This is a genomic window from Streptomyces sp. NPDC051218 (assembly GCF_044455475.1).
Classification (GTDB): Bacteria; Actinomycetota; Actinomycetes; order Streptomycetales; family Streptomycetaceae; genus Streptomyces.
This window is the reverse complement of sequence record NZ_JBITEU010000008.1, coordinates 195,561-216,478: the sequence shown is the minus strand read 5'-3', so window position 1 is coordinate 216,478 and position 20,918 is coordinate 195,561. Positions and strand designations below refer to the sequence as shown.

The 20,918-nt window shown below is 70.3% G+C and carries 30 protein-coding genes, 1 pseudogene and 1 riboswitch; of the genes and pseudogenes, 23 read left to right on the top strand and 8 right to left on the bottom strand.

Going from position 1 to position 20,918, the window contains the following annotated elements; genetic code table 11:
* The first annotated feature begins 50 nt into the window (after window positions 1–50).
* A complete protein-coding gene (locus ACIBCK_RS24475; RefSeq protein ID WP_399393487.1) occupies window positions 51–680 on the top strand; it encodes a LysE family translocator in 630 nt (209 codons plus the stop codon).
* On the opposite strand, the gene ACIBCK_RS24470 is transcribed toward ACIBCK_RS24475, so the two are convergent.
* The 4 genes from ACIBCK_RS24470 to ACIBCK_RS24455 form a co-directional block, all read right to left on the bottom strand.
* On the bottom strand, window positions 658–1,224 hold the full coding sequence (locus tag ACIBCK_RS24470; RefSeq protein WP_399393485.1) for a DUF6328 family protein: 567 nt from the start codon (window positions 1,222–1,224) through the stop codon (window positions 658–660). The two genes, ACIBCK_RS24475 and ACIBCK_RS24470, sit on opposite strands and share 23 nt — an antisense overlap.
* Window positions 1,225–1,388: 164 nt before the next feature.
* Complete coding sequence (locus tag ACIBCK_RS24465; RefSeq protein ID WP_399393484.1) at window positions 1,389–1,862, bottom strand: C40 family peptidase; 474 nt, start codon at window positions 1,860–1,862, stop codon at window positions 1,389–1,391.
* A gap of 3 nt (window positions 1,863–1,865) precedes the next feature.
* A riboswitch (cyclic di-AMP (ydaO/yuaA leader) is annotated at window positions 1,866–2,038 on the bottom strand.
* Window positions 2,039–2,392: 354 nt separating this feature from the next.
* A complete protein-coding gene (locus tag ACIBCK_RS24460; RefSeq protein WP_399393482.1) occupies window positions 2,393–2,701 on the bottom strand; it encodes a hypothetical protein in 309 nt (102 codons plus the stop codon).
* A gap of 7 nt (window positions 2,702–2,708) precedes the next feature.
* On the bottom strand, window positions 2,709–3,344 hold the full coding sequence (locus ACIBCK_RS24455) for an ATP-dependent Clp protease proteolytic subunit (RefSeq protein WP_399393480.1): 636 nt from the start codon (window positions 3,342–3,344) through the stop codon (window positions 2,709–2,711).
* A gap of 151 nt (window positions 3,345–3,495) precedes the next feature.
* Between ACIBCK_RS24455 and ACIBCK_RS24450 the strand changes: the two genes are divergently transcribed.
* The 12 genes from ACIBCK_RS24450 to ACIBCK_RS24395 all read left to right on the top strand — a co-directional run bounded on the left by ACIBCK_RS24450 (window position 3,496) and on the right by ACIBCK_RS24395 (window position 10,899).
* Window positions 3,496–4,989, top strand: a complete 1,494-nt coding sequence (locus tag ACIBCK_RS24450) for an amidase (RefSeq protein WP_399393478.1) — start codon at window positions 3,496–3,498, stop codon at window positions 4,987–4,989.
* Window positions 4,949–5,407 carry a phage holin family protein gene (locus ACIBCK_RS24445; protein ID WP_399393476.1) on the top strand — a complete coding sequence of 153 codons (459 nt, stop codon included), beginning with the start codon at window positions 4,949–4,951 and terminating at the stop codon, window positions 5,405–5,407. Before ACIBCK_RS24450 ends, ACIBCK_RS24445 begins: the two co-directional genes overlap by 41 nt.
* 66 nt (window positions 5,408–5,473) lie before the next feature.
* A complete protein-coding gene (locus tag ACIBCK_RS24440) occupies window positions 5,474–5,839 on the top strand; it encodes a gas vesicle protein (RefSeq protein ID WP_399393933.1) in 366 nt (121 codons plus the stop codon).
* A gap of 67 nt (window positions 5,840–5,906) precedes the next feature.
* A complete protein-coding gene (locus ACIBCK_RS24435) occupies window positions 5,907–6,332 on the top strand; it encodes a gas vesicle structural protein GvpA (protein WP_399393475.1) in 426 nt (141 codons plus the stop codon).
* The gene (locus ACIBCK_RS24430) at window positions 6,329–7,108 is read left to right on the top strand and encodes a GvpL/GvpF family gas vesicle protein (protein WP_399393473.1); all 780 of its coding nucleotides are present in this window, start codon (window positions 6,329–6,331) and stop codon (window positions 7,106–7,108) included. The genes ACIBCK_RS24435 and ACIBCK_RS24430 overlap by 4 nt, the downstream gene beginning before the upstream one ends.
* Window positions 7,109–7,111: 3 nt before the next feature.
* On the top strand, window positions 7,112–7,372 hold the full coding sequence (locus ACIBCK_RS24425) for a gas vesicle protein GvpG (RefSeq protein WP_399393471.1): 261 nt from the start codon (window positions 7,112–7,114) through the stop codon (window positions 7,370–7,372).
* Window positions 7,372–8,037: a DNA primase gene (locus ACIBCK_RS24420; RefSeq protein WP_399393931.1), complete on the top strand. Its 666-nt coding sequence runs from the start codon at window positions 7,372–7,374 to the stop codon at window positions 8,035–8,037. Before ACIBCK_RS24425 ends, ACIBCK_RS24420 begins: the two co-directional genes overlap by 1 nt.
* Entirely contained in the window at window positions 8,030–9,169 is a 1,140-nt protein-coding gene (locus tag ACIBCK_RS24415; RefSeq protein WP_399393469.1) for an SRPBCC family protein, read from the top strand. The genes ACIBCK_RS24420 and ACIBCK_RS24415 overlap by 8 nt, the downstream gene beginning before the upstream one ends.
* Window positions 9,166–9,603: a gas vesicle protein gene (locus ACIBCK_RS24410; protein ID WP_399393467.1), complete on the top strand. Its 438-nt coding sequence runs from the start codon at window positions 9,166–9,168 to the stop codon at window positions 9,601–9,603. Before ACIBCK_RS24415 ends, ACIBCK_RS24410 begins: the two co-directional genes overlap by 4 nt.
* Entirely contained in the window at window positions 9,600–10,388 is a 789-nt protein-coding gene (locus ACIBCK_RS24405) for a GvpL/GvpF family gas vesicle protein (RefSeq protein ID WP_399393466.1), read from the top strand. Before ACIBCK_RS24410 ends, ACIBCK_RS24405 begins: the two co-directional genes overlap by 4 nt.
* The gene (locus ACIBCK_RS24400) at window positions 10,385–10,573 is read left to right on the top strand and encodes a gas vesicle protein (protein ID WP_399393464.1); all 189 of its coding nucleotides are present in this window, start codon (window positions 10,385–10,387) and stop codon (window positions 10,571–10,573) included. Before ACIBCK_RS24405 ends, ACIBCK_RS24400 begins: the two co-directional genes overlap by 4 nt.
* A gap of 20 nt (window positions 10,574–10,593) precedes the next feature.
* Window positions 10,594–10,899, top strand: a complete 306-nt coding sequence (locus ACIBCK_RS24395; RefSeq protein WP_399393929.1) for a gas vesicle protein K — start codon at window positions 10,594–10,596, stop codon at window positions 10,897–10,899.
* Here the strand turns inward: ACIBCK_RS24395 and ACIBCK_RS24390 are convergent.
* Window positions 10,896–11,174, bottom strand: a pseudogene (locus ACIBCK_RS24390) (DJ-1/PfpI family protein); the annotation flags it as partial. The gene ACIBCK_RS24395 and the pseudogene ACIBCK_RS24390 overlap by 4 nt on opposite strands.
* Window positions 11,175–11,242: 68 nt before the next feature.
* On the opposite strand from ACIBCK_RS24390, the gene ACIBCK_RS24385 reads away from it, so the two are divergent.
* The gene (locus tag ACIBCK_RS24385; RefSeq protein ID WP_399393462.1) at window positions 11,243–12,250 is read left to right on the top strand and encodes a Ppx/GppA family phosphatase; all 1,008 of its coding nucleotides are present in this window, start codon (window positions 11,243–11,245) and stop codon (window positions 12,248–12,250) included.
* 59 nt (window positions 12,251–12,309) lie between these two features.
* Here the strand turns inward: ACIBCK_RS24385 and ACIBCK_RS24380 are convergent, their stop codons facing one another.
* Window positions 12,310–12,579 carry a WhiB family transcriptional regulator gene (locus tag ACIBCK_RS24380; protein WP_399393460.1) on the bottom strand — a complete coding sequence of 90 codons (270 nt, stop codon included), beginning with the start codon at window positions 12,577–12,579 and terminating at the stop codon, window positions 12,310–12,312.
* Window positions 12,579–13,043: an ANTAR domain-containing protein gene (locus ACIBCK_RS24375; RefSeq protein ID WP_399393458.1), complete on the bottom strand. Its 465-nt coding sequence runs from the start codon at window positions 13,041–13,043 to the stop codon at window positions 12,579–12,581. The genes ACIBCK_RS24380 and ACIBCK_RS24375 overlap by 1 nt, the downstream gene beginning before the upstream one ends.
* 133 nt (window positions 13,044–13,176) lie before the next feature.
* On the opposite strand from ACIBCK_RS24375, the gene ACIBCK_RS24370 reads away from it, so the two are divergent.
* The gene (locus ACIBCK_RS24370) at window positions 13,177–13,548 is read left to right on the top strand and encodes a helix-turn-helix transcriptional regulator (RefSeq protein ID WP_399393457.1); all 372 of its coding nucleotides are present in this window, start codon (window positions 13,177–13,179) and stop codon (window positions 13,546–13,548) included.
* A 270-nt stretch (window positions 13,549–13,818) separates the two neighbouring features.
* Window positions 13,819–14,103, top strand: coding sequence for a type II toxin-antitoxin system Phd/YefM family antitoxin (locus ACIBCK_RS24365; RefSeq protein ID WP_399393455.1), 285 nt, complete (start codon window positions 13,819–13,821; stop codon window positions 14,101–14,103).
* Window positions 14,104–14,227: 124 nt separating this feature from the next.
* On the opposite strand, the gene ACIBCK_RS24360 is transcribed toward ACIBCK_RS24365, so the two are convergent.
* A complete protein-coding gene (locus ACIBCK_RS24360; RefSeq protein WP_399393453.1) occupies window positions 14,228–15,241 on the bottom strand; it encodes an ABC transporter permease in 1,014 nt (337 codons plus the stop codon).
* 132 nt (window positions 15,242–15,373) lie between these two features.
* Between ACIBCK_RS24360 and ACIBCK_RS24355 the strand changes: the two genes are divergently transcribed.
* From ACIBCK_RS24355 to ACIBCK_RS24325, 7 genes are all read left to right on the top strand, one after another.
* Window positions 15,374–15,994, top strand: coding sequence for a TetR/AcrR family transcriptional regulator (locus ACIBCK_RS24355; protein ID WP_399393451.1), 621 nt, complete (start codon window positions 15,374–15,376; stop codon window positions 15,992–15,994).
* 200 nt (window positions 15,995–16,194) lie between these two features.
* On the top strand, window positions 16,195–16,497 hold the full coding sequence (locus ACIBCK_RS24350; RefSeq protein WP_361831764.1) for an urease subunit gamma: 303 nt from the start codon (window positions 16,195–16,197) through the stop codon (window positions 16,495–16,497).
* A 32-nt stretch (window positions 16,498–16,529) separates the two neighbouring features.
* Window positions 16,530–16,841: an urease subunit beta gene (locus ACIBCK_RS24345; protein WP_399393927.1), complete on the top strand. Its 312-nt coding sequence runs from the start codon at window positions 16,530–16,532 to the stop codon at window positions 16,839–16,841.
* Entirely contained in the window at window positions 16,834–18,555 is a 1,722-nt protein-coding gene (locus ACIBCK_RS24340; RefSeq protein ID WP_399393449.1) for an urease subunit alpha, read from the top strand. The genes ACIBCK_RS24345 and ACIBCK_RS24340 overlap by 8 nt, the downstream gene beginning before the upstream one ends.
* Before the next feature lie 15 nt (window positions 18,556–18,570).
* The gene (locus ACIBCK_RS24335) at window positions 18,571–19,245 is read left to right on the top strand and encodes an urease accessory protein UreF (protein ID WP_399393447.1); all 675 of its coding nucleotides are present in this window, start codon (window positions 18,571–18,573) and stop codon (window positions 19,243–19,245) included.
* A 111-nt stretch (window positions 19,246–19,356) separates the two neighbouring features.
* Window positions 19,357–20,040 carry an urease accessory protein UreG gene (ureG, locus tag ACIBCK_RS24330; protein WP_399393925.1) on the top strand — a complete coding sequence of 228 codons (684 nt, stop codon included), beginning with the start codon at window positions 19,357–19,359 and terminating at the stop codon, window positions 20,038–20,040.
* Window positions 20,037–20,810: an urease accessory protein UreD gene (locus tag ACIBCK_RS24325; protein WP_399393445.1), complete on the top strand. Its 774-nt coding sequence runs from the start codon at window positions 20,037–20,039 to the stop codon at window positions 20,808–20,810. The genes ureG and ACIBCK_RS24325 overlap by 4 nt, the downstream gene beginning before the upstream one ends.
* The last annotated feature ends 108 nt before the right edge of the window (window positions 20,811–20,918 follow it).

Sequence of the window (20,918 nt, the reverse complement as noted above, 5' to 3'; positions counted from 1 at the left end):
AGGATATTCCACATACCTGCTGAAGGCAGAAGAACGGCAGGGTGGATGCCATGGACGCACAATTGGTCACCTTCACCGGAGTCGCCGCGGGCATGGTCGCCATGCCGGGTGCCGACTTCGCCGTCGTGGTGCGCAACGCCCTCACCTCCCGCCGTGCCGGAGTCGCCTGCGCGATCGGTGTGGCGGGCGGGCTCCTGGTGCACACGGCGCTCGCGGTGGCCGGGGTCGCGGCGGTCCTCGCGGCGGTACCCACCCTCTTCCGGGCGTTGCAGGCCGCGGGCGGGGCTTATGTGCTGTACCTCGGCTGTCGCGCCCTGCGGTCGGCCGCGCGACCGCTCGAAGACTTCGGGCCGCGGGACGGCGTGGAGCAGGCGGTGGCCGGGGGCAGTCTGCGGCAGGGCTTCTTCACCAACGCCCTCAACCCGAAGGCGCCCATCACCTTCCTCAGCGTGCTGCCCCAGTTCGTGCCCGCGGGCAGCCCCGCGATGCCGAGGACGCTGCTGCTCGCGTCCATCATCGTGGCCCTCGCCCTGGTGTGGTTCCCGGTCGTCGCCGTCCTGGTCGACCGGCTCGGGCGGTGGTTGCGCAGGCCGCGTACGGCCCGTGCCATCGAGGGCGGCACCGGCGCGGCGCTCAGCGTCCTCGGCGTGGTGCTCCTCACCGAGGCCCTGCTGGCCTGACGCCGTCCGACGTGGCCGATTCCTTGCCGTCGTCACCCCGGCCCTCGGTCTTGTCCGCCGCGCCACGCACCAGGAGGGGGAGCAGGCCCCACAGGCCCGCACACACCACCATCGTGCCCGCGGCGGCGATGATCCCGCCGGTTCGGCCCACCGCCACGTCGACGACCAGGAGCACGGCGCCGGAGACCGCGAACACCAGGACACCGAGGCCGATGCCGGCGAGGCGGGACGACACGCGCACGATCAGCGGCTTGGCCCGCTGCCCGAACAGCGACCTGTGCACGGCTGCCGGAGCGGTGAACAACGCCGCGGCGAGCACGGCGAGCAGCAGCGTGGTCACATACGTGGCGCGCTGCATCGTGTCGAGCGAGGGGAAGCGCTCGGTGAAGGCGAGCGTCAGCAGGAAGGCGAAAAGGATCTGCACCCCGGCCTGCGTGACCCGCAGTTCCTGGAGGATCTCCGCGAAATTGCGATCGGCGCGTTCGAAGCGCGTCTCGTTGCGGGACGGTCCGCCCCCGGTGGAGGAGCTGTTGTTTTCGGCCATGGCGCACGAGTATCCGCGTCGACGTGCTCCACGCCTGGCGGGCGCGCCGGTCGGAGGGCTTGGCGGAGGGCCTGACGGAGGGTCGGGCGAGCGGTGGTGGCGGCCGTGCGGGCCGCCGCCACCGCCCCAGGCCGAGCCTGTGACCGGCGATCAGTGACGGGCCATCAGCGCACCCGCCCGTAGGAGACGCTCTTCGTCCAGATCTTCTCGAGCCGCACCACGGTGTTCGACTTCGGGGCGTGCCAGATCCGGCCCTTGCCCGCGTAGATCCCGACGTGGTAGACGTTCCGGCCGGAGTGGAAGAAGACCAGGTCACCGCGGGTGCGATTGGATGCCGAGATGTGGCGGGTCTTGTTGTACTGCTGTCCGGCGGTGCGTGGCAGTTTCTTGCCCGCGCGCTTGAACGAGTACTGGGTCAGGCCGGAGCAGTCGAACCGGTTCGGTCCCGTCGCTCCGTAGCCGTACGGGGAGCCCTTCTTGGAGGCGGCGATCTTGAGCGCCTTGGTCCCGTGTGTCGCGGCCTCTGCCTCCGACGTGAGCCCTGGGGCCACGATGGTCCCGCCTACGACGGCGAGTGTGAGGGCCGATACCGAACCGGCCCTGGTGAGCAGCGACGGGACGTGATGCAGCGCGGTCATGCGCAACCCTTCGTCAACCGCCTGTGAAGGATGACCTGTCGGATTCGGGCTGACAAAGTTGCCCGGCCGCGCTGTGCGGCTTCACCCCAAGGGCCGGCGTCCGGACTCTCCGGACCGACCCGTCATGCCTGGGTCCTCCACTCCTGCCGATGCACCGATGTCGACCGGTCATCCGGGCGGCGGCAGGACTCGGCGTCCGCCCGGACCGCCCCGCCGCTGTGGCGGGGGCTTGTCGTCGAAAGGGATCTTGACCCGTGAAGGGCGCAAATTCCGAGCCGAAACGGCCTTTTGTGAAGCTACTCACGGCTGAACCGTTCGGGTGGACAAGGTCCGTTTCGTGGTCCGGTCGCGGTGAAGGGCGATCGTGCGACCAGCACCGGAACGAGTAATTCCGGCCCACGCGTACACATCTGACGCAACTGAAGACAGCCCGAAAAACGATGATTGTCTACGCCGAACGAGGTAGCCCGTTTGGTTCGTTTGAGATCGGGCCGGGACGCATCGGGCGTCGGACCGGGGGTGACGGGGGCTCAGGACGCCGTCGCGGGCGGCACGGTGACCCGGCAGGACCGCCGCTCCCCGTCGAGCACGCGCAGGGCCCGTGCCAACGTCGGCGCGTGCACCGCGCTCTCGCCCCGCTGGTGCATGAGCGTCAGCGCGTCCCGCAGGGCGGTCGCGCTGCCGACCAGGGCCTGGGCGGCGCGCAGTCCGCCGTAGGTGTCCGATGCGCGGGCCGGGTTGATCCGGCCCACCAGGTCGACCACTTCGAGGTACCGGTCGATCAACTCGCCCTCGGCGCGCGTGAGTGCGGGCAGGGGAGGAAGTTCGGGTGGCAGCATCGCCGGTTCACCCCGCGTCCTTGGTGCGCGGGGACGGCTTGCGGCTCGCGACGATGCGGTCCACCAGGCCGTAGTCAACTGCCTCGGTCGCGCTGAGGATCTTGTCCCGCTCGATGTCGTCGCGGACGCGTTCCGCGCTCTGCCCCGTGTGTTGCACGAGCAGCTTCTCCAGTTGGGCGCGGGTGCGCAGGAGTTCGTCGGCCTGGATCGCCAGATCGGAGGCCTGGCCGTGCACCGGCTCGGCGAGTGAGGGCTGGTGGATGAGGACCCGGGCGCCGGGCAGCGCGTGCCGCTTACCGGGTGTGCCCGCGGCCAGCAGGACCGCCGCCGCCGACGCGGCCTGCCCCAGGCAGGTCGTCTCCACGTCGCAGGAGACGAACTGGATCGTGTCGTAGATCGCGGTCATCGCGCTGAACGAGCCGCCGGGGGAGTTGATGTAGAGCGCGATGTCGCGCTCGGGCGCCAGGTATTCGAGGTGCATGAACTGCGCCATCACATCGTTGGCCGACGTGTCGTCGATCGGCGTCCCCAAGAAGACGATGCGCTCCTCCAGGAGCTTCGAGTACGGATCGAGGGTCCGCTGTCCGGTGCTCGTGCGCTCGGTGAACTCGGGCAGGACATAGCGGGCGAACGGTCGGTTCATGGCATGTCTCTCCTCTGCCGGGGTCGGATGCTCCCCAAGGCTTCCGTAAAAAATGTACAGGACGTACGTAACGTAGGAGTGAGGTGGCGCGACGGCGTGGGCATGCTCCGCCTCGTCGTGATCTCCCGCCCCGAGCCGAAGGCGTCGCCCAATGAGCCCTGAAGCCCCGCTCGTCCACCTCACCGCCCGCGAACTCGCCGTCAGGATCCGCGCCCGGGAGCTGTCGGCCCGCGAGGTCGTCCAGGCGCACCTGGAGCGGATCGAGCAGGCCAACGGTCCCGTCAACGCGGTGGTGACCGTGGTGGCGGAGCGCGCCCTCGACGAAGCGCGCACCGCCGACGAGGCCGCCGCGCACGGCGAACCGCTCGGCCCGCTGCACGGGCTGCCCGTCGCCCACAAGGACACCCACGACACACACGGCATCCGGACCACGTATGGGACACCGCTCCTCGCCGACAACGTCCCCAACCGGGACGAGTTGATCGTCGAGCGCATCCGCGCCGCCGGGGCGATCACCATCGGCAAGACCAACGTGCCCGAGTTCGCGGCCGGTTCGCACACCGTCAACCCGCTCTTCGGGGCCACCCGCAACCCGTACGACCTCCGGCGGTCGGCGGGCGGCAGCAGCGGGGGAGCGGCGGCCGCGCTCGCGTGCGGCATGCATCCCCTGGCCGACGGCAGTGACATGGGCGGTTCTCTGCGCAACCCCGCGTCGTTCTGCAACGTGGTGGGTCTGCGCCCCTCGCCGGGCCGGGTACCGAGCTGGCCGGAGACCGCCCCCTGGTCGACCATGACGGTGCAGGGGCCGATGGCGCGGACGGTCGCCGACGCCGCTCTGCTGCTGTCCGTCGTCGCCGGGCCCGACCCGCGCTCGCCGATCGCCCTGGAGACACCGGGGAGCGCGTTCGGCGGATCGCTGGAACGGGATGTGCGCGGGCTGCGGATCGCCTGGTCGCCCGACCTGGGAGGAGCGGTGCCCGTCGACCGCGAGGTCAGGGACGTGCTCGCGCCCGCCGCCACGGTCTTCGCCGACCTCGGGTGCACGGTCGAAGAGGCGTGCCCCGATCTGTCCGGCGCCGACGAGGTGTTCCGCACCTTCCGCGCATGGCAGTTCCATCTGGCGCTCGGCGGGCTCCTGAAGACCGAGGAGAAACGGATTAAAAACAGCCTGGTCCGGAATATCCGACAAGGCGCCATACTCACCGGTGTCGACCTGGAGCGGGCCACCGTGCTGCACGGTCAACTGTTCCACCGGGTGCGGGAGTTCTTCGAGCGGTACGACGCGCTGGTCCTGCCGACCAGTCAAGTGCCGCCGTTCCTCCTGGATTTGGAGTATCCGGACAAGGTCGACGGGGTGTCCATGGCGGACTACCTGGACTGGATGCGCTCGGCCTACCTGGTCTCCGCGACCGGCAGCCCCGCCCTGTCCGTGCCCGCCGGATTCACTCCGGGCGGACTGCCCGTCGGGCTGCAGATCGTCGGGCCGCACCGCGGCGACCTACGGGTTCTGCAGATCGGGCACGCCTTTGAACAAGCCACCCGGCACGGTGAACGCAGGCCGGAGCGGGGAGTTAAGCGTCCGGACGGCCGGGTACTCGGGCGCCATGAACCGTTTGGAGCATCTGGACAAGAGCCTCGTCGATGAACTGACGCACGCGGCCCGCGAGGCCGTGCGGGAAGAGTTGAGGGAGCAGGCGCGCAAGCAGCGCCGCAAGGCCGCGCTGTACGCCGGTGCGGGGGCCGTCGGCCTCTACGCGGGCGCCGCGCTCGCGCTCGCCCTCGGCCTCGCGCTTGCCCTGGGGCTGCCCGACTGGGCGGCCGCGCTGATCACCGCGGTGGTACTCGGTGTCGTGGCCTTCCTGCTGCGGAGCGCGGCCCGCCCGTCCGCGGACCGGCCTTCAACAGATCGCCCCTCGGTGGATCTGCCCTCCGTCGACGGGCCGTCCCTGACCCCTTCGCCCGTGACACCGCAGGCGCCCGCACCGCCGACGGAGCCACCGACCGTGGACGCGACACACCCGGGCGGCACGGAGCCCGAGGTTCCGCACCGGTGGGGCCAGTGAGCCGGGACACCTCAAGAGAGATGTTTGGCCAACGGATTACGGGCCACTCGTGAAGAAGAGGTGGCCATATTGAACACATCATCGGATCCAGAGAAGAAAAAGCCGAGTTCGCAGAGCTCGCGCAATTCAACCGAAAACGCGGATAGCGGCGGGACGAAGCGCCGCCCGGGTCCCATGGAGGTGCTGCGCACCGCACGCACCCAGCTCGCGGAGCTGACCGGGATGGTCGCCGAGTCCGTGTCGTCCTTCGAGCAGACCGAGGACGGCTGGACGCTGGAGATCGAGGTCCTGGAACTCACCCGGGTTCCGGACACGATGAGTCTCCTCGCCAGCTACCAGGTGGAGTGCGACCCGCAGGGCGAACTCCTCGGCTACAAGCGCGTCCGCCGCTACGAACGCGGTCGCGCCGACCAGAAGGCCGGCGGCCGGTAGCGCACCCGTCGCGCGGGTTATCCGCGGAATTTCCAACAGACTCCCCAGATAAGGAGGGCCGGTCGTCATGACCGTTGTCCCTGCACAGCAATCCGGTGGATCGGGCGGCACCAGTGGCCTGTACGACGTCCTGGAGCTCGTCCTCGACCGTGGCCTCGTGATCGACGCTTTCGTGCGTGTCTCGCTGGTCGGCATCGAGATCCTGAAGATCGACGTACGAGTGGTCATAGCAAGCGTGGACACGTATCTGCGCTTCGCCGAGGCGTGCAACCGCCTCGACCTGGAGTCGGGGCCGCACAAGGACCCCGGTCTCCCCGACCTGGTGGGCGAGATGACCGAGTCCGGTGCGCGTGGCAAGTCCAAGGGCGCGCTGTCCGGTGCCGCCGAGACCATTTCCGACGCGTTCAAGCAGTCCCGTGAAGAGAGCCAGACGGAGTCCCGTCCGCGCGCCCGCAAGAGCACGTCGGCGCGCAGGAAGGAGGAGCAGGAATGAGCACCTACGTCTATGGCATCGCCGCGAGTTCACACCCGGCACTGCCCGAAGGCATGGACGGCGTGGGCAAGCCCTCTCGCCCCGTGCGCATCGTCAAGGAAGGCGACCTGGCGGCGATCGTCAGTGAGGCGCCCGAGTCGCTGCGTGCCAAGCGCCACGACCTGCTGGCCCACCAGAACGTGCTGAACGAGGCAGGCGCGGCGGGCCCGGTCCTTCCCATGCGGTTCGGCAACGTCGCACCGGACGACGCGTCCGTCACGAGCGTCCTCGCCGAGCGCGCGGAGCACTACCGCGAGCGGCTCGCCACGCTGGCCGGCAAGGTCGAGTACAACGTCAAGGCGAGCCACGAGGAGCAGGCCGCCCTGCACCGCGTGATGGCCGACAACCCCGAGGTGCAGGCACTGGCCGAGGCCAACCGGCAGGCGGGGGGCGGCAGTTACGAGCAGAAGCTGCAGCTCGGCGAGATGGTGGTGGCCGCGCTCCAGGCCCGCGAGGCCGAGGACGCGGTGGAACTGCACCGCACTCTGGAGCCCGCCGCGCACGCCGTGAGTGTGGGCCCCGAGTCCACCGGATGGCTGGCCAACCTGTCGTTCCTGGTGGAGCGCGACTCGTCCGCGGTGTTCCTCTCCGCGGTCGACGAGGTCCGCAAGAGCCATCCGCACATCGAGCTACGGGTCAACGGCCCGCTGCCGCCCTACAGCTTCGTCGAGCCCGGACCCTCCGAGCCGACCGGAGCCACGCCGGAGTCCGCGTCCTCGCAGGCGGGCGGCGAGTAGCAGATGGGACTCATCGGCGAAGTACTGATGCTGCCGTTCGCCCCGGTGCGCGGCGGCCTCTGGGCGGTGAGCCAGGTACTCGCCGAGGCTGAGCGCCTGTACTACGACCCGGCCACCGTCCGGTCCGAACTCGCCCTTCTCGAGCAGCGGCTCGAGTCGGGCGAGATCGGGGAGGAGGAATTCGACCGCTTGGAGGACGAGTTGCTCGACCGACTGGAAATTGGCCTGCGCGGCGGCGCGGGAACCGACAACGGGACCACATGATGAATCGACTGGGAATGGGCCTCGCCGTAGGGGCCGGATACCTCCTCGGACGTACGAAGAAGATGAAGCTGGCGTTCGCCGTGGGCACCATGGTGGCCGGCAAGCGGATGAACCTGAGCCCGCGCGCCCTGGGTGACCTGCTGTCTCAACAGCTGCAGAACAACCCGCAGTTCAAGGAGATCGGCGACCAGCTGCGCGGGGATCTGCGCGGCGTCGGCAAGGCCGCGACCGGAGCGCTGGTCGAGCGGCAGATCTCGGGCCTGGCCGACCGGCTGCACGGCCGGACGGCGGACGTGCGCGACCAGCTGGCGGGCGTGAAGCCGGACATACCCGGCCGCGGTCGCGACGAGGACACCGACGAGTCCGACGACGCGTACGAGGAGTACGACGACGAGGACGATCGGGACGAGCAGGACGATCGGGACCGTGAGGACGCCGCGGACGCGGAGTCCGACGAGGAGTCCGAGGAACGGCCGCGGGCGAGGAAGAAGGCTCCCGCGAAGAAGGCCGCCCCGAAGAAGGCGGCGGCCAAGAAGACCCCGGCAAGGAAGACGGCAGCGCAGAAGAGCCCGGCAAAGAAGGCACCCGCCAGGGCCGCGGCGAAGAGCTCCACGCGCCGTGCCACTGGGTCCCGCGCGCCGAAGGAGGGGGGCCGCAATGACTGACGGCGCGAAGTCCGTGACGGACAAGGCGAAGGGCAACCCGCTCGCCGGCATCGCGCAGAGCGAGGCCGCCGACCGGCTGAAGGCAGAGGTACAGGAGTATCTCGCCGCCCAGGCCCAGCGCATGCTGGCCGGTGTGGGCCACAAGCTCGGCGAGACGACGGGCAAGCTCAACGACATCGCCGAGGGCAACAGCCCCGGCTTCGCCAAGCTCGCTCTCGACGGCGGCCGCAAGATGGCCGAGGGCAAGGGGCCGCTGCGGTCCGCCGTGGAGGTCGGCGCCGGCCGGGCCAAGGACAGCGTGGTGGGCGCCTTCAAGAACATGCTCGGCGGCAAGGGCCGCCGCAAGGGCGGAGCCGGCCAGAAGCCGACGGTCATCATGGAGTTCATCGACGTCGGCGTGCCGCTGCGCACGGCGTACGACCAATGGACCCAGTACCAGGACTTCAGCACCTTCGCCAAGGGCGTCAAGAGTGCGAACCGCGCCGACGACGTCACCTCCGACTGGCAGGCCAAGGTCTTCTGGTCGAGCCGGAGCTGGAAGGCGCACACCACCGAACAGATCGCGGACGACCGGATCGCGTGGACCTCGGAGGGTGCGAAGGGCACGACGAAGGGTGTCGTCTCCTTCCACTCGCTGGCCGAGAACCTCACGCGCGTCCTGCTGGTCCTGGAGTACTACCCGAAGGGTCTCTTCGAGAAGACCGGCAACATCTGGCGCGCTCAGGGCCGCCGGGCCCGGCTCGACCTGAAGAACTACGCGCGCTTCATCACCATCAAGGGTGAGGCCGAGGACGGCTGGCGCGGTGAGATCCGCGACGGCGAGGTCGTCCACAGCCACGAGGATGCGCTCGCGGAGGAGCAGGAGCAGGAGCAGGCCGAGGGCGAGTCGGAGGACGTCGCGGAGGACGAGCGCGACGACGAGGAGCAGCCCGAAGAGTCCTACGAGGACGAAGAGGAGCAGCCCGAGGAGTCCTACGAGGACGAGGAGGACGAGGGCGAGGACGAAGCGAAGTACGAGGAAGACGAAGAAGAGGGCGAGGACGAGGCGAAGTATGACGAGGACGACGAGGGTGTAGAGGACGAGAAGTACGAAGACGAAGAAGAGCCCGCGACGAGTGGGAGTCGCCGATGACCATGCCCAGCCGGATGCCGGAGCCGTACGGACAGGGCGGCGGTGCGAACCTCGCAGACATCCTGGAGCGCGTGCTCGACAAGGGGATCGTCATCGCCGGGGACATCCGGATCAATCTGCTCGACATAGAACTGCTCACCATCAAGCTGCGGCTCATCGTCGCCTCCGTCGACAAGGCGAAGGAGATGGGGATCGACTGGTGGGAGGACGACCCCGCGCTTTCCACCCGTGCGCGCCGCGACGAACTCACGCGTGAGAACGCCGAGTTGCGTGCCCATGTCGCCGAACTGGAGCAGGGCAGGTCGGGCGAGGTGGAGCGAGGGAAGTCGAGCAGCGGCAGGTCGGAACCGAGTAAATCGGAACCGAGCAAGTCGGCGCAGAGCAAGACAGCGCAGAGCAAGACGGAGCAGAGCAAGACGGAGGAAAGCACATGAGCGGACTGCGGTACGTCTACGCGATCTGCCGGCCCTTCGACGCGGCGCTCCAGGCGCAGGTGACCGGTGTGGACGGCGCGCCCCCCGGTCAGCTGTCCCACCACGGCCTGATCGCGGTGGTCGGCACCGTGCCGGAGGAGGACTTCGGTGAGGAACCGCTCCGGCGCCACCTGGAGGACCTGGACTGGCTGAGCGCGACCGCACGCGCCCACCAGGCCGTGATCGACGCGCTGACCGTGGTCACGACGCCGCTGCCGCTGCGGCTCGCGACCGTGTTCCGTGACGACGCGGGAGTGCGCGCCATGATGGAGGCGCGGGAGGACTCCTTCAGGCGCACGCTCGACCGGCTCGACGGCCGGGTGGAGTGGGGCGTCAAGGTCTATTCCGACACGCAGGCCGCAGGCCCGGCCGCCGAGCCGGAGAAGCCCGCCTCGGGCCGCGACTACCTGCGTCAGCGCCGACAGCGCAACAGGGCGCACGAGGAGATGTGGGAGAGCGCGGAGAAGTTCGCGCACCGGCTGCACGGCACGCTCTGTGAGGGGGCGGAGGACGCCCGGCTGCACGCGCCCCAGAACTCCGCGCTCTCCAAGGAAACGGGCCGCAACGTACTCAACGCGGCCTATCTGGTGTCCCGTTCGAACTCGGAGGCCTTCGTGGAACTGGTGGAAGGAGTCAAGGGCCAGGAGCCCGGCATGCGCGTCGAGCTCACCGGACCGTGGGCCGCGTACTCCTTCGCGGGCCTGGAGGCCGAAGACAACGACACGCCGGGGGAGGCGGGACTGTGACCGTCATCGAACGCCGGGAGGTCGCCCTCGTCGACCTGCTCGACCGGTTGCTCGCGGGCGGGGTCGTCATCTCCGGTGACCTCACGCTGCGCATCGCGGACGTCGATCTCGTCCGTATCGACCTGAAGGCGCTCATCAGCTCGGTGAACGAGCAAGTCCCGTCACCTTTCGAGGAGTTGCTGTGAGCGAGGCCGAGCACGAGCGGATCCGCGAGCAGGTCCGGGAGCGGCCCGCGGGGAAGAGCCGGCTCGAACTGGAGCCGGACACGGTGGAGCGCGACCTGATCAAACTGGTCCTGACCGTCGTGGAACTGCTGCGACAGCTCATGGAACGGCAGGCCGTGCGCCGGTTCGACACCGGCGAGCTGGACGAGGACCAGGAGGAGCGCATCGGCCTCACGCTGATGCTCCTCGACGATCGCATGGCCGAACTCCGCGACCGTTACGGCCTGCGGCCCGAGGACCTGAATCTGGACCTCGGGCCGCTGGGCCCGCTCCTGCCGAGGGACTAGCCGCCGGAAGCGGCCGACTTCGCGAACTCCCTCAGGAACGCCTCGCAGAACGCCTTCAGGTCGTCCGGCTTGCGGCTGGTGATCAGCGTGTTGGGTCCGTCGTTGCAGACCTTCACCTGCTCGTCGACCCAGGTGCCGCCCGCGTTGCGGATGTCCGTACGGACGCTGGGGAACGAGGTGAGTTCTCGGCCCGACACGACGTCGGCCTCGACGAGGATCCACGGGGCGTGGCAGATCGCGGCCACCGGACGGCCGGTGTCGAAGAAGCCGCGTACGAGTTCCCTGGTCGCTTCAAGGTCAACCAGAGTGACTGAGCTCGGGCCTGTTGGGTACTCAGAGTTACATGCGGATGAGTGTGATGGACGTGGGTTCGAACGCGGTCCGGCTGGTCGTGGTGGACGCGGAGGACGGTGTGCCCTTGCCGGTGCATACCGCCAAGTGGAAGGTGAGACTTTCCGAAGAGGTCGGCCCGAGCGGGGTGATCCCCGAAGAATCGCTGGGGCAGCTTGTCACGGCGGTCGCCGAAGCGGCCAGGACCGCTCGCAGATGGGGCGCGGCGGAGCCGCTGGCCTTCGCGACGACGGTCGTCCGCAGCGCGCCCAACCGGCTTGACGTGCTGGGCACGATCGGCGAGGAGACCGGCGTACGACTGTGCACGCTGCCCGGAGAGGTGGAGGCCGAACTCACCTTCCTCGGCGCCCGTCGGTGGATGGGCTGGCGGGCCGGACCGCTCGCCATGTTCGACATCGGCGGCGGCTCGCTTGAGGTGGCCTTCGGACGCGGACGGCTGCCGGACTACGTGGCCTCGCTGCCCCTCGGCGCGCGCCGGCTGACCCGGGAGTTCTTCGACGGCGACGACCCGCCCACCGAGCAGAGCGTCAAGGCGCTGCGGCGCAAGGTGCGGCACCAGCTGCGGGACGTCGCAGCCCGCATCCGCTGGGAGGGGCCGCGCACCGCCGTCGCGACCTCCCGGACGTTCCAGCAGCTCGCCCGCCTCGGCGGCGCCGCCCCCGGCCGCCACGGGCCGTTCATGACACGGCAGTTGAGCCGAGCGGAGCTGCGCAACTGCCGAGACCGGCTCGCCGCGTTGCCGGCGGCCGACCGCGCCAAGCTGCCGGGGGTCTCCGCGCCGCGGGCCGCGCAGAGCCTGGCCGGCGCCATCGTCGGACACACGGCGATGAAACTGACGGGCGTCAAGACGGTGACCCTCTGCCCCTGGGCCATCCGTGAAGGCGTGCTCCTGCGGCACATGGAGGACGGCGGCGCATGGTGGGCGGAGGTCAGCCAGGGGGAGCCCGTGCCGCCCGCGGTCCAGCCGGTGCCCCTGCGGATAGCCGCGCTGGGGAACTGAGCCGGTGCGCGGAGGCGTGCTGAGGCAGGCCTACGGAGGCAGGCGTACGGAGGTGCGAGTCAGTGCAGGGCGGTGCTGAGAGGAGGGCGTGGGGTGGCGGAGCCCCGGCGTCGACGCAGCGCCGCGCGCTCCTCCGCGTTGGTGCCGCCCCAGACGCCGTGGGCCTGACCGCTGTCGAGAGCCCAGGCGAGACAGGGCCGTAGCACCGGGCAGCGCACGCAGATCCGTTTGGCGGCCAGTTCCTCGCGCAGCGTGGGGCCGGCCGCGCCGACGGCGAAGAACAGGTCGGGGTCCGCCCGCGCGCAGAGCGCGCCCGTCATCCACTCCATCAACGCCTCCCCTCGGCTTCGTTGTCCGCCGCCGCCCGCGCCACCTCGAGCTGGGCGATCGTCGTGGCCACCTGCTGTCGGAACGCCCTCGGGATCGTCCCTCCCGTGACGGCGCTGACCAGTTCGTCGGCCACGAAATGCAGCTTGGTGTTCGTGTTCTGGGAGATCGACACCAGCACGCTCCAGGCGTCATCCGCGCTCAGTCCGAAGGAGGCCATCAGGATTCCGCGCGCCATGTCGATGGCGGGCCGCGTCTCCATGGCCCGCCGCAGCTGACCGAGTTCGACGCGTGGGTCCTTCTCGGTGTCTCCCTTCGGCGCGGCCACCGCCACCAGGTCGCCGGTGAGGGGCGGTTCGATCGGCGGCAGGGTCCCCCTGCCCTCCTCGCCCGGCGGGTACGAGGGCACGACGCGCGTGGCTTCGCAGTCCTCCGCGAGCTGAGCGGGAAGTGCACGTTCTGTCATGGCGGCCACTCCGTAGGCGTCCTGGCGTCATCACCTCGTCCAGAGTCGGGCCGACGAGGCACACACGTCAAGTGATACATGAAATGTAGTTCGCCCTTTTGAATGCGCGAAACAAACGCCCTATCTTGGGGTGATGGCTGGAGTACCTGAACCCCACAGCGGTTGGACCTTCCTCACCAACCACGCACGTGTGCTGGCCGCGATCGCCGACGACCCCGCCACGCGCATTCGGGACATCGCCGCTCGCTGCAGGCTCACCGAGCGCGCCGTGCAGAAGATCGTTTCCGATCTTGAGGAGGGGGGGTATCTGTCTCACACGCGTCAGGGGCGCTCCAACACGTATCGCATCGAAGCGGGCACCATCCTGCGCCACCCCGCCGAGTCGGGACTCGCCGTGGCGGAACTCCTCTCGCTCCTCGCCCAGCACGACGTCGACCACGGTGAGGGAGCCCGGCAGTTGGAGTCGTCGCCGCCGCACGCGCGCCGCCCGGACTCCGGCCGGTGACCTGGTCCCGGGATCGGCCGCCCGGCGGGTCCCCTCGCCGGACGGCCGGTGGCGGGCTCACTGCCGAACCCTCCCGGGAGCGGTTGGGCGGCGCGCCGCCACTTACAGGTACCGGGCTCGATCCGGTCCAAACGACCCCACGGCGGGCCGCACGCCCCGCACTCCGGACCGGAGCAGCCCGCGACCCCTCTGACCTGCGCCCCTCTGACCTGCGGCGGATCCGTTTCGCATGCCGAATCGTCATGCCGGGCGCCGGTTAAGCTGGGAAACATGGCCTACGAGATTCCGGTGACGCAAGCCCGAGCAGAGCTCGCCGACCTGATCAACCGCGTCGTGTACGGCGGTGAGCGGGTGGTCGTCACCCGTCACGGCAAGCCACTCGTGGCCCTTGTCTCCGCCGCCGACCTGGAACGGCTGGAGGCGTTGCCGGCAGGCGACGAGGAGCAGGTGGTCAGCTCCGTCTCGTCGCTGCGCGCCACATCGTCCCCGGCGCCCGCGGGGGAGCGGCAGCGCTTCGGCATCGCCGCCGAGCACCGCGGCCCCGACACGGCGTAGCCGTACGGCACTTGAGCACGTAAGCACGTAAGCACGTGAGCACCTGAGCACCTGAGCACAGGAATGGCCGTACGCCCCCGTCCGCTACAGCGGGGGCGTACGGCTGTCTCCGTGTGCCGCCGGGTCAGGCGACCGGCGCCGCTTCCCTCGCCGTCGGAGCCTCCTCGCGCGTCCCGGCGGCGGGGCGGCGGGGGAGCGCACCGAGCAGCACGGCCGTCAGGCCGAGCAGGGCCCAGACAGCGAGGGTGAGGAGCGGGCCCGTGACGCGCGCACCGTCGAAGAAGGACACCGAGCGCAGCAGAGTCCCTCCGGCGCCCGGCGGCAGCAACTGGCCGATGAATCCCACCGGTTCAGGCAGCAGCTGAGGCGCCGACGTCACGCCGGAGAACGGGTTGCCGAGGAGCACCATCGTCAGCGCGCCGACCCCGATGCCCGCCGGACCGAGGAGCGCGGCGCAGCCGGCGACGGTGGCGCCCACCGCGAGCGTCAGGAGCCCCAACACCCCGGCTTCCGCCCACCAGTTGCCCGTCAGGATGCCGAGCCAGCTGTGTGCCAGGGCAGCGGCGACCACGCCGATCACCACGGCGGCCGACACAAGGGAGGCGAGCGCCCGGCTGCCGCGCAGGCCGAGCATCGACACGAGTGCTCCGGACGCGACCCCCGCGATGGCCATCGGCAGGATGCTCGCGCCAAGGGCGGCGCCCCTCGGGTCGGCCGCGGGCGCTGCCACCACATCGGCGGTCGGCACCTCGGCTCCCTCCGGGGCCTGAGCGGTCACCGCCTGCTCCAGGAGCTGGGCGACCACGGGGCTCGCAGCCGTAGCGGTCAGCAGTTTCATGCCCTGCGGCGTGACGACGACCGCTCCGTACACGGCCCGATCCTCGATGGCGTCGCGGGCCGCGGCCTCGTCGGCGTACCGATGAATCTCGAACGCGCCCTCGCGCTCCTTCAGTTGGGCCTGGAGGGGAGCCGTCGCCGCGGCGGGTCCCGCGACGCCGAGCGGCAGGTCGCGCGGCGCGGTCCGCGCGGCGGGCCAGGCGAAGGCCCACAGGGCGAGGGCCACGATGGCGGAGACCAGGATGGCCACCGCCACCATGCGGCGGCCCTGCCGGGGCGAGGTGGCGACCGACGTGGACATGAGCTGTGCTCCTTGAGGTGGTCGAAGAGTGTCCAGCTTGAAGAGAAGGATCGTTCGTTTTATGTGATGTGCTCACTGTGCTGCCGAGTGCCGCGCTTGTCAAGAATGAATGTTCGTTTTAGTTTTGCCTGCATGGCCCGCGTATCCCAGGAGCACCTCGACGCACGCCGCCGCCAGATCCTCGACGGCGCCGCCCTCTGCTTCGCCCGTAACGGCTTCCATGCCACCTCCATGCAGGACGTGCTCAAGGAGGTCGGCCTCTCCGCCGGAGCGGTCTACCGCTACTTCCGGGGCAAGGAAGAGCTGATCGGGGCGATCGTCGGCGAGGTCCTGGAGTGGATCCAGGCCACGTTCGAAGCCGCGGCCAAGGAGACCCCGCCGCCTCCGCCGGACGTGCTGGTGGGCCGCGCGCTGACCCAGGTGCTCGGGCGCGGGCCCGGCGCCCAGGAGGGGGAGGCCCCGTACTTCCCGCGCCTGATCGTGCAGGTGTGGGCGGAGACCCTGCGCAACGAGGAGCTCGCGTCACTGATGCGCGAGGGGTACGCGAAGGTGCGCGTGGCCTGGGTGAAGATCGTCGAGGGGTATCAGGCGGCGGGCATGATGCGCGACGACGTCCCGGCCGACCATGTCGCGCGGGTGATGGTCGCCGCCGCTCAGGGCTTCGCCGCGCAGCTTGCCCTGTTCGACGAGGTTCCGGTCGAGGCGCTGCAGGACGGTCTGCGCGGACTGATGAGTATGGGGCAGCCCAGCTGATGGTCATGGAGCGGTCAAGCGCTGGTTAACCTCGTTGAAACTCCTCCCAACTAGCCTGCCATGCCACGCCACCAGGGGATTTCGTAACAGGGGTGCGCAAGATCAAGCGCACTGTCTGTGTGTTACATCTATATCCGTCGCGGTGGCCGCGGCAGCCGGACCCCGCACGGTCCGGAGCGAGGACTGTGAGGTGGGACGCCGTGCAACTGACCCCGCACGAGCAGGAGAGACTGCTCATCCATGTGGCCGCGGACGTGGCCGAGAAGCGAAGGGCGCGGGGGCTGCTGCTCAATCATCCCGAGGCGATCGCGCTCATCACGTCCCACATCCTCGAAGGCGCACGGGACGGCCGTACCGTCTCCGAGCTCATGTCGTCGGGGCGCAAGGTGCTCACGCGTGACGACGTCATGAGCGGCATCCCGGAGATGATTCACGACGTCCAGGTCGAGGCCACCTTCCCGGACGGCACCAAGCTCGTCACCGTCCACGATCCGATCGTCTGACGGGGGCCGGCCGCATGAGTCCCACGCATCCCGTGGTCCCCGGCGAGATCCTCTTCGCCGACGAGCCCGTCGCCTACAACGTAGGCCGTGAAGTCACCGCCCTCACCGTCCTCAACGCCGCCGACCGCCCCGTCCAGGTCGGCTCCCACTACCACTTCGCCGAGGCCAACCCCGGCCTCGACTTCGACCGCGGTGCCGCGCACGGCAAGCGGCTCAACATCGCCGCCGGCACCGCCGTGCGGTTCGAGCCCGGAATCCCCGTCGACGTCGAACTCGTCCCCCTGGCAGGACTGCGCGTCGTGCCGGGCCTGCGCGGCGAGACCGGAGGTCCCCTCGATGCCTGAGCTGTCCCGCGCCGCGTACGCCGACCTGTTCGGCCCCACCACGGGCGACCGCATCCGGCTCGCCGACACCGACCTCCTCGTCGAGATCGAGGAGGACCGCTCCGGCGGCCCCGGACGCTCCGGCGACGAGGCCGTGTTCGGCGGTGGCAAGGTCATCCGTGAGTCGATGGGGCAGTCGCGCACCACGCGTGCAGAAGGTGCCCCCGACACCGTCATCACCGGCGCCGTGATCATCGATCACTGGGGCATCGTCAAGGCCGACGTCGGTATACGCGACGGCCGCGTCACCGGCATCGGCAAGTCCGGCAACCCGGACACGATGGACGGGGTGCACCCCGATCTCGTGATCGGCCCGGAAACCGAAGTCCTCGCGGGCAACGGCAAGATCCTCACCGCCGGCGGCATCGACACCCACATCCACTTCATCTCACCGACCATCGTCGACGAGGCCCTCGCCTCCGGGGTCACCACCCTCATCGGCGGCGGCACGGGACCGGCCGAGGGCAGCAAGGCGACCACGATCACGCCCGGCTCCTGGCACCTGGCCCGGATGTTCGCCGCGATGGACTCCAGCCCCGTCAACATCGGTTTCCTCGGCAAGGGCAACACGGTCTCCGCCGCGTCCATGCACGCCCAACTGCGGGCCGGAGCCGTCAGCTTCAAGATCCATGAAGACTGGGGCGCGACCCCCGCCACCATCGACGCGTGCCTGAACGTCTGTGAGGACACGGGGGCCCAACTCGCCGTCCACACCGACACCCTGAACGAAGCGGGATTCATCGACGCCACGTTCGCCGCCGTCGCGGGCCGCACCCTGCACGCCTTCCACGTCGAGGGCGCGGGCGGCGGACACGCCCCCGACATGATCACGGCGGTGTCGCTGCCGAACATGCTGCCGAGCTCCACCAACCCGACCCGGCCGCACACCGTCAACACCGTCGAGGAACACCTCGACATGCTGATGGTCTGTCACCACCTCAACCCCGCGGTCCCCGAGGACCTCGCCTTCGCCGAGTCGCGCATCCGGCCCACCACGATCGGGGCCGAGGACATCCTGCACGACCTCGGCGCCATCTCGATCATGTCGTCGGACTCGCAGGCCATGGGGCGCATCGGTGAGGTCGTCATGCGGACCTGGCAGACCGCGCACGTGATGAAGCGGCGGCGCGGCTTCCTGTCGGGGGACACCCGCGCCGACAACAGGCGCGCGCGTCGCTATGTCGCCAAGTACACGATCAACGCGGCCGTCGCGCAGGGCGTCGACCACGAGATCGGCTCGGTCGAGAGCGGCAAGCTCGCCGACCTGGTGCTGTGGGACCCGAAGTTCTTCGGCGTCAAACCCCAACTGGTCATCAAGGGCGGCCAGATCGCGTACGCGCAGATGGGCGACGCCAACGCCTCCATCCCCACGCCGCAGCCGGTCCTGCCACGCCCCATGTTCGGTGCGCACGGCACGGCCCCCGGGCTCAATTCGCTCAACTTCGTGACCCAGTCGGCGCTGGACGACGGGCTGCCGGAACGGCTCGGCCTGGCGAAGGAGTTCACCGCGATCCGCTCCACCCGCGGGCGCACGAAGGCGGACATGCGGGAGAACGACGCCCTGCCGAGGGTGGAGGTCGCTCCCGACAGCTTCGCCGTCACCATCGACGGCGAGCTCGTCGAGCCGTCACCCGCAGCCGAACTGCCGCTCGCCCAGCGGTACTTCCTCTTCTGATGGCGGGCGACCACCATGTCTAGCGCCGCGCTTCTCGTCCTTGCCGACGGCCGCTTCCCCGCGGGAGGGCACGCACACTCCGGCGGCGCCGAGGAGGCCGTCAAGGCGGGACGGATCACCGGCGCCGCGAACCTGGCGGAATTCTGCCGGGGGCGACTGCACACGACGGGTCTCGTCTCCGCCTCGCTGGCGGCGGCCGCCGCGCTCGGGCTCGATCCGCTGGACCTCGACGAGGCCGCCGACGCCCGGACGCCGTCGGCCGCGCTGCGGGTCGCGGGGCGGCGGCTCGGGCGGCAGATGATGCGGGCCGCACGAGCCGCGTGGCCCGACCCCGCCCTTGACCAGCTGGCCGCCGCCCGGCCCAAGGGGGCGCACCAGCCCGTCGTGCTCGGTCTTGCCGCGCGGGCGGCGGGACTCGGGCCCGTGGACGCCGCGTACTGCTCCGCGTACGAGTGCGTCAGCGGGCCCGCGACGGCGACCGTGCGGTTGCTGAGCCTGGACCCGTTCGACGCGACGGGGGTCTTGGCTCGGCTTGCCCCCGAGCTCGATCTCGTCGCACAGGCCGCGGCGGATGCGGGCCGCGCGGCCCTGGCAAGTGGGGTCGACGCATTGCCCGCGGCTTCAGCTCCCCTGCTGGAGGTCGGGGCCGAGGCGCATGCGGCATGGCCGGCGCGGTTGTTCGCGTCGTAGGGGCGGTTCTTCTCCCCGCACCCACCCCTTCCCGAAGCTGGGGCTCCGCCCCAGACCCCGCTCCTCGAACGCCGGAGGGGCTGTCCATCCGTGAACCACTGGAGTCGCACCATGCACCTCGACCACTCCCACGACGAATCCACCGCCGTGAGCGCCGACGCCCACCGCCCCGACGGACGCCGCCGCGCCCTGCGGATCGGGCTCGGCGGGCCCGTCGGGTCCGGCAAGACCGCCACCGTCGCCGCGCTCTGCAAGGAGCTGCGGGCCGAGCTGTCCCTGGCCGTCGTCACGAATGACATCTACACCCGCGAGGACGCCGAGTTCCTGCTGCGCGAGGCCGTGCTCCCGCCCGAGCGGATCACCGCCGTGGAGACCGGCGCGTGCCCGCACACCGCGATCCGCGACGACATCTCCGCCAACCTGGAGGCCGTGGAGGACCTGGAGGACGAGGTCGGGCCGCTCGATCTGATCCTCGTCGAGTCCGGTGGCGACAATCTCACCGCCACCTTCTCCAAGGGCCTCGTCGACGCCCAGATCTTCGTCATCGACGTCGCGGGCGGCGACGACATCCCGCGCAAGGGCGGGCCCGGCGTCAGCACCGCCGACCTCCTGGTCGTCAACAAGACCGACCTCGCCCCGCACGTCGGCTCCGACCTCGCCCGCATGGCCGCCGACGCCAAGGCCCAGCGCGCCGAACTGCCCGTCATCTTCCAGTCGTTGAGGTCGGACGAGGGCGTCGGGCCCGTCGCCGCCTGGGTGCGCTCCCAGTACGCCGCCTGGACCGCGTCCGCATGAGCACGCAGACCGTCCCCGCTTCGGGTGTCCGCGGCACCGCCCGCATCACCGCACGCGGCGACGGGCGGGGCGGCACCGCCCTGCCCGTGCTCGACGGGGAGGGCCAGCTCGCCCCGCGCCGTACCCGGTCGGCGGGGAAGGGCGCCCACGTCACGCTCGTCGGGGCGATGAGCGGCCCCCTCGGTGGCGACCACCTCTTGGTCGAGGCCGCCGCCCACGACGGGGCGCGGCTGCACATCGGCTCGGCCGCCGCCACCCTTGCCCTGCCCGGCCAGTCGAAGGCGCCGGCGCGGTACGACGTGCGGATCACGGTCGGCGACGACGCGGAACTGTCGTGGCTGCCGGAGCAGTTGATCTCCGTACGGGACAGTGATCTGCGGGTGACCACCCGGGCCGAACTCGCCGGGAGCGCGCGCCTCGTGCTGCGGGAGGAGCAGGTGCTCGGGCGTACCGGTGAAGAAGCGGGACGTCTCAGCAGCCGCCTCACCGTGCGCCGGGCGGGGCGGCTCCTCCTTGATCAGGAGCTCTCCTGCGGGCCCGGTGCGCCCGGCGGGTGGGACGGTCCCGCTGTCCTGGCGGGGCATCGCGCGATCGGGCAACTCGTGGTCGTACGGCCGGAGTTCGAACAGGACCGGCCCGAGCCCGCGCTGCTCGGCGACGGGGTCGCGCTCACTCCGCTCGCAGGGCCCGCCGTGCTCGTCACCGCCGTCGCCCCTGACGCGCTGCGGGTCCGCCGCGCCCTCGACGGGGCGTTGCGCACACTCACGTGAACAGGGGCATAACCGCTCAGCGGAGTTCCCTGCACCGTCTATCGGATTGGTAAAGAAACCCCTGCCCGGTCTGTCGCACTGAACCCGATGACCGACAGGATCCTCCTA

Excerpts from the sequence above, each read along its gene's own strand:
- ACIBCK_RS24365 (WP_399393455.1), top strand. The coding sequence starts at position 13,819 with ATGGCCTACGAGATTCCGGTGACGCAAGCCCGAGCAGAGCTCGCCGAC.
- ACIBCK_RS24455 (WP_399393480.1), bottom strand. The coding sequence starts at position 3,344 with ATGAACCGACCGTTCGCCCGCTATGTCCTGCCCGAGTTCACCGAGCGC.
- ACIBCK_RS24435 (WP_399393475.1), top strand. The coding sequence starts at position 5,907 with ATGACCGTTGTCCCTGCACAGCAATCCGGTGGATCGGGCGGCACCAGT.
- ACIBCK_RS24380 (WP_399393460.1), bottom strand. The coding sequence starts at position 12,579 with ATGGAGTGGATGACGGGCGCGCTCTGCGCGCGGGCGGACCCCGACCTG.
- ACIBCK_RS24460 (WP_399393482.1), bottom strand. The coding sequence starts at position 2,701 with ATGCTGCCACCCGAACTTCCTCCCCTGCCCGCACTCACGCGCGCCGAG.
- ACIBCK_RS24430 (WP_399393473.1), top strand. The coding sequence starts at position 6,329 with ATGAGCACCTACGTCTATGGCATCGCCGCGAGTTCACACCCGGCACTG.
- ACIBCK_RS24340 (WP_399393449.1), top strand. The coding sequence starts at position 16,834 with ATGCCTGAGCTGTCCCGCGCCGCGTACGCCGACCTGTTCGGCCCCACC.
- ACIBCK_RS24405 (WP_399393466.1), top strand. The coding sequence starts at position 9,600 with ATGAGCGGACTGCGGTACGTCTACGCGATCTGCCGGCCCTTCGACGCG.
- ACIBCK_RS24325 (WP_399393445.1), top strand. The coding sequence starts at position 20,037 with ATGAGCACGCAGACCGTCCCCGCTTCGGGTGTCCGCGGCACCGCCCGC.
- ACIBCK_RS24335 (WP_399393447.1), top strand. The coding sequence starts at position 18,571 with ATGTCTAGCGCCGCGCTTCTCGTCCTTGCCGACGGCCGCTTCCCCGCG.
- ACIBCK_RS24355 (WP_399393451.1), top strand. The coding sequence starts at position 15,374 with ATGGCCCGCGTATCCCAGGAGCACCTCGACGCACGCCGCCGCCAGATC.
- ACIBCK_RS24450 (WP_399393478.1), top strand. The coding sequence starts at position 3,496 with ATGAGCCCTGAAGCCCCGCTCGTCCACCTCACCGCCCGCGAACTCGCC.
- ACIBCK_RS24420 (WP_399393931.1), top strand. The coding sequence starts at position 7,372 with ATGAATCGACTGGGAATGGGCCTCGCCGTAGGGGCCGGATACCTCCTC.
- ACIBCK_RS24465 (WP_399393484.1), bottom strand. The coding sequence starts at position 1,862 with ATGACCGCGCTGCATCACGTCCCGTCGCTGCTCACCAGGGCCGGTTCG.
- ACIBCK_RS24360 (WP_399393453.1), bottom strand. The coding sequence starts at position 15,241 with ATGTCCACGTCGGTCGCCACCTCGCCCCGGCAGGGCCGCCGCATGGTG.
- ACIBCK_RS24445 (WP_399393476.1), top strand. The coding sequence starts at position 4,949 with ATGAACCGTTTGGAGCATCTGGACAAGAGCCTCGTCGATGAACTGACG.
- ACIBCK_RS24370 (WP_399393457.1), top strand. The coding sequence starts at position 13,177 with ATGGCTGGAGTACCTGAACCCCACAGCGGTTGGACCTTCCTCACCAAC.
- ACIBCK_RS24415 (WP_399393469.1), top strand. The coding sequence starts at position 8,030 with ATGACTGACGGCGCGAAGTCCGTGACGGACAAGGCGAAGGGCAACCCG.
- ureG (WP_399393925.1), top strand. The coding sequence starts at position 19,357 with ATGCACCTCGACCACTCCCACGACGAATCCACCGCCGTGAGCGCCGAC.
- ACIBCK_RS24375 (WP_399393458.1), bottom strand. The coding sequence starts at position 13,043 with ATGACAGAACGTGCACTTCCCGCTCAGCTCGCGGAGGACTGCGAAGCC.
- ACIBCK_RS24410 (WP_399393467.1), top strand. The coding sequence starts at position 9,166 with ATGACCATGCCCAGCCGGATGCCGGAGCCGTACGGACAGGGCGGCGGT.
- ACIBCK_RS24425 (WP_399393471.1), top strand. The coding sequence starts at position 7,112 with ATGGGACTCATCGGCGAAGTACTGATGCTGCCGTTCGCCCCGGTGCGC.
- ACIBCK_RS24385 (WP_399393462.1), top strand. The coding sequence starts at position 11,243 with ATGCGGATGAGTGTGATGGACGTGGGTTCGAACGCGGTCCGGCTGGTC.
- ACIBCK_RS24475 (WP_399393487.1), top strand. The coding sequence starts at position 51 with ATGGACGCACAATTGGTCACCTTCACCGGAGTCGCCGCGGGCATGGTC.
- ACIBCK_RS24470 (WP_399393485.1), bottom strand. The coding sequence starts at position 1,224 with ATGGCCGAAAACAACAGCTCCTCCACCGGGGGCGGACCGTCCCGCAAC.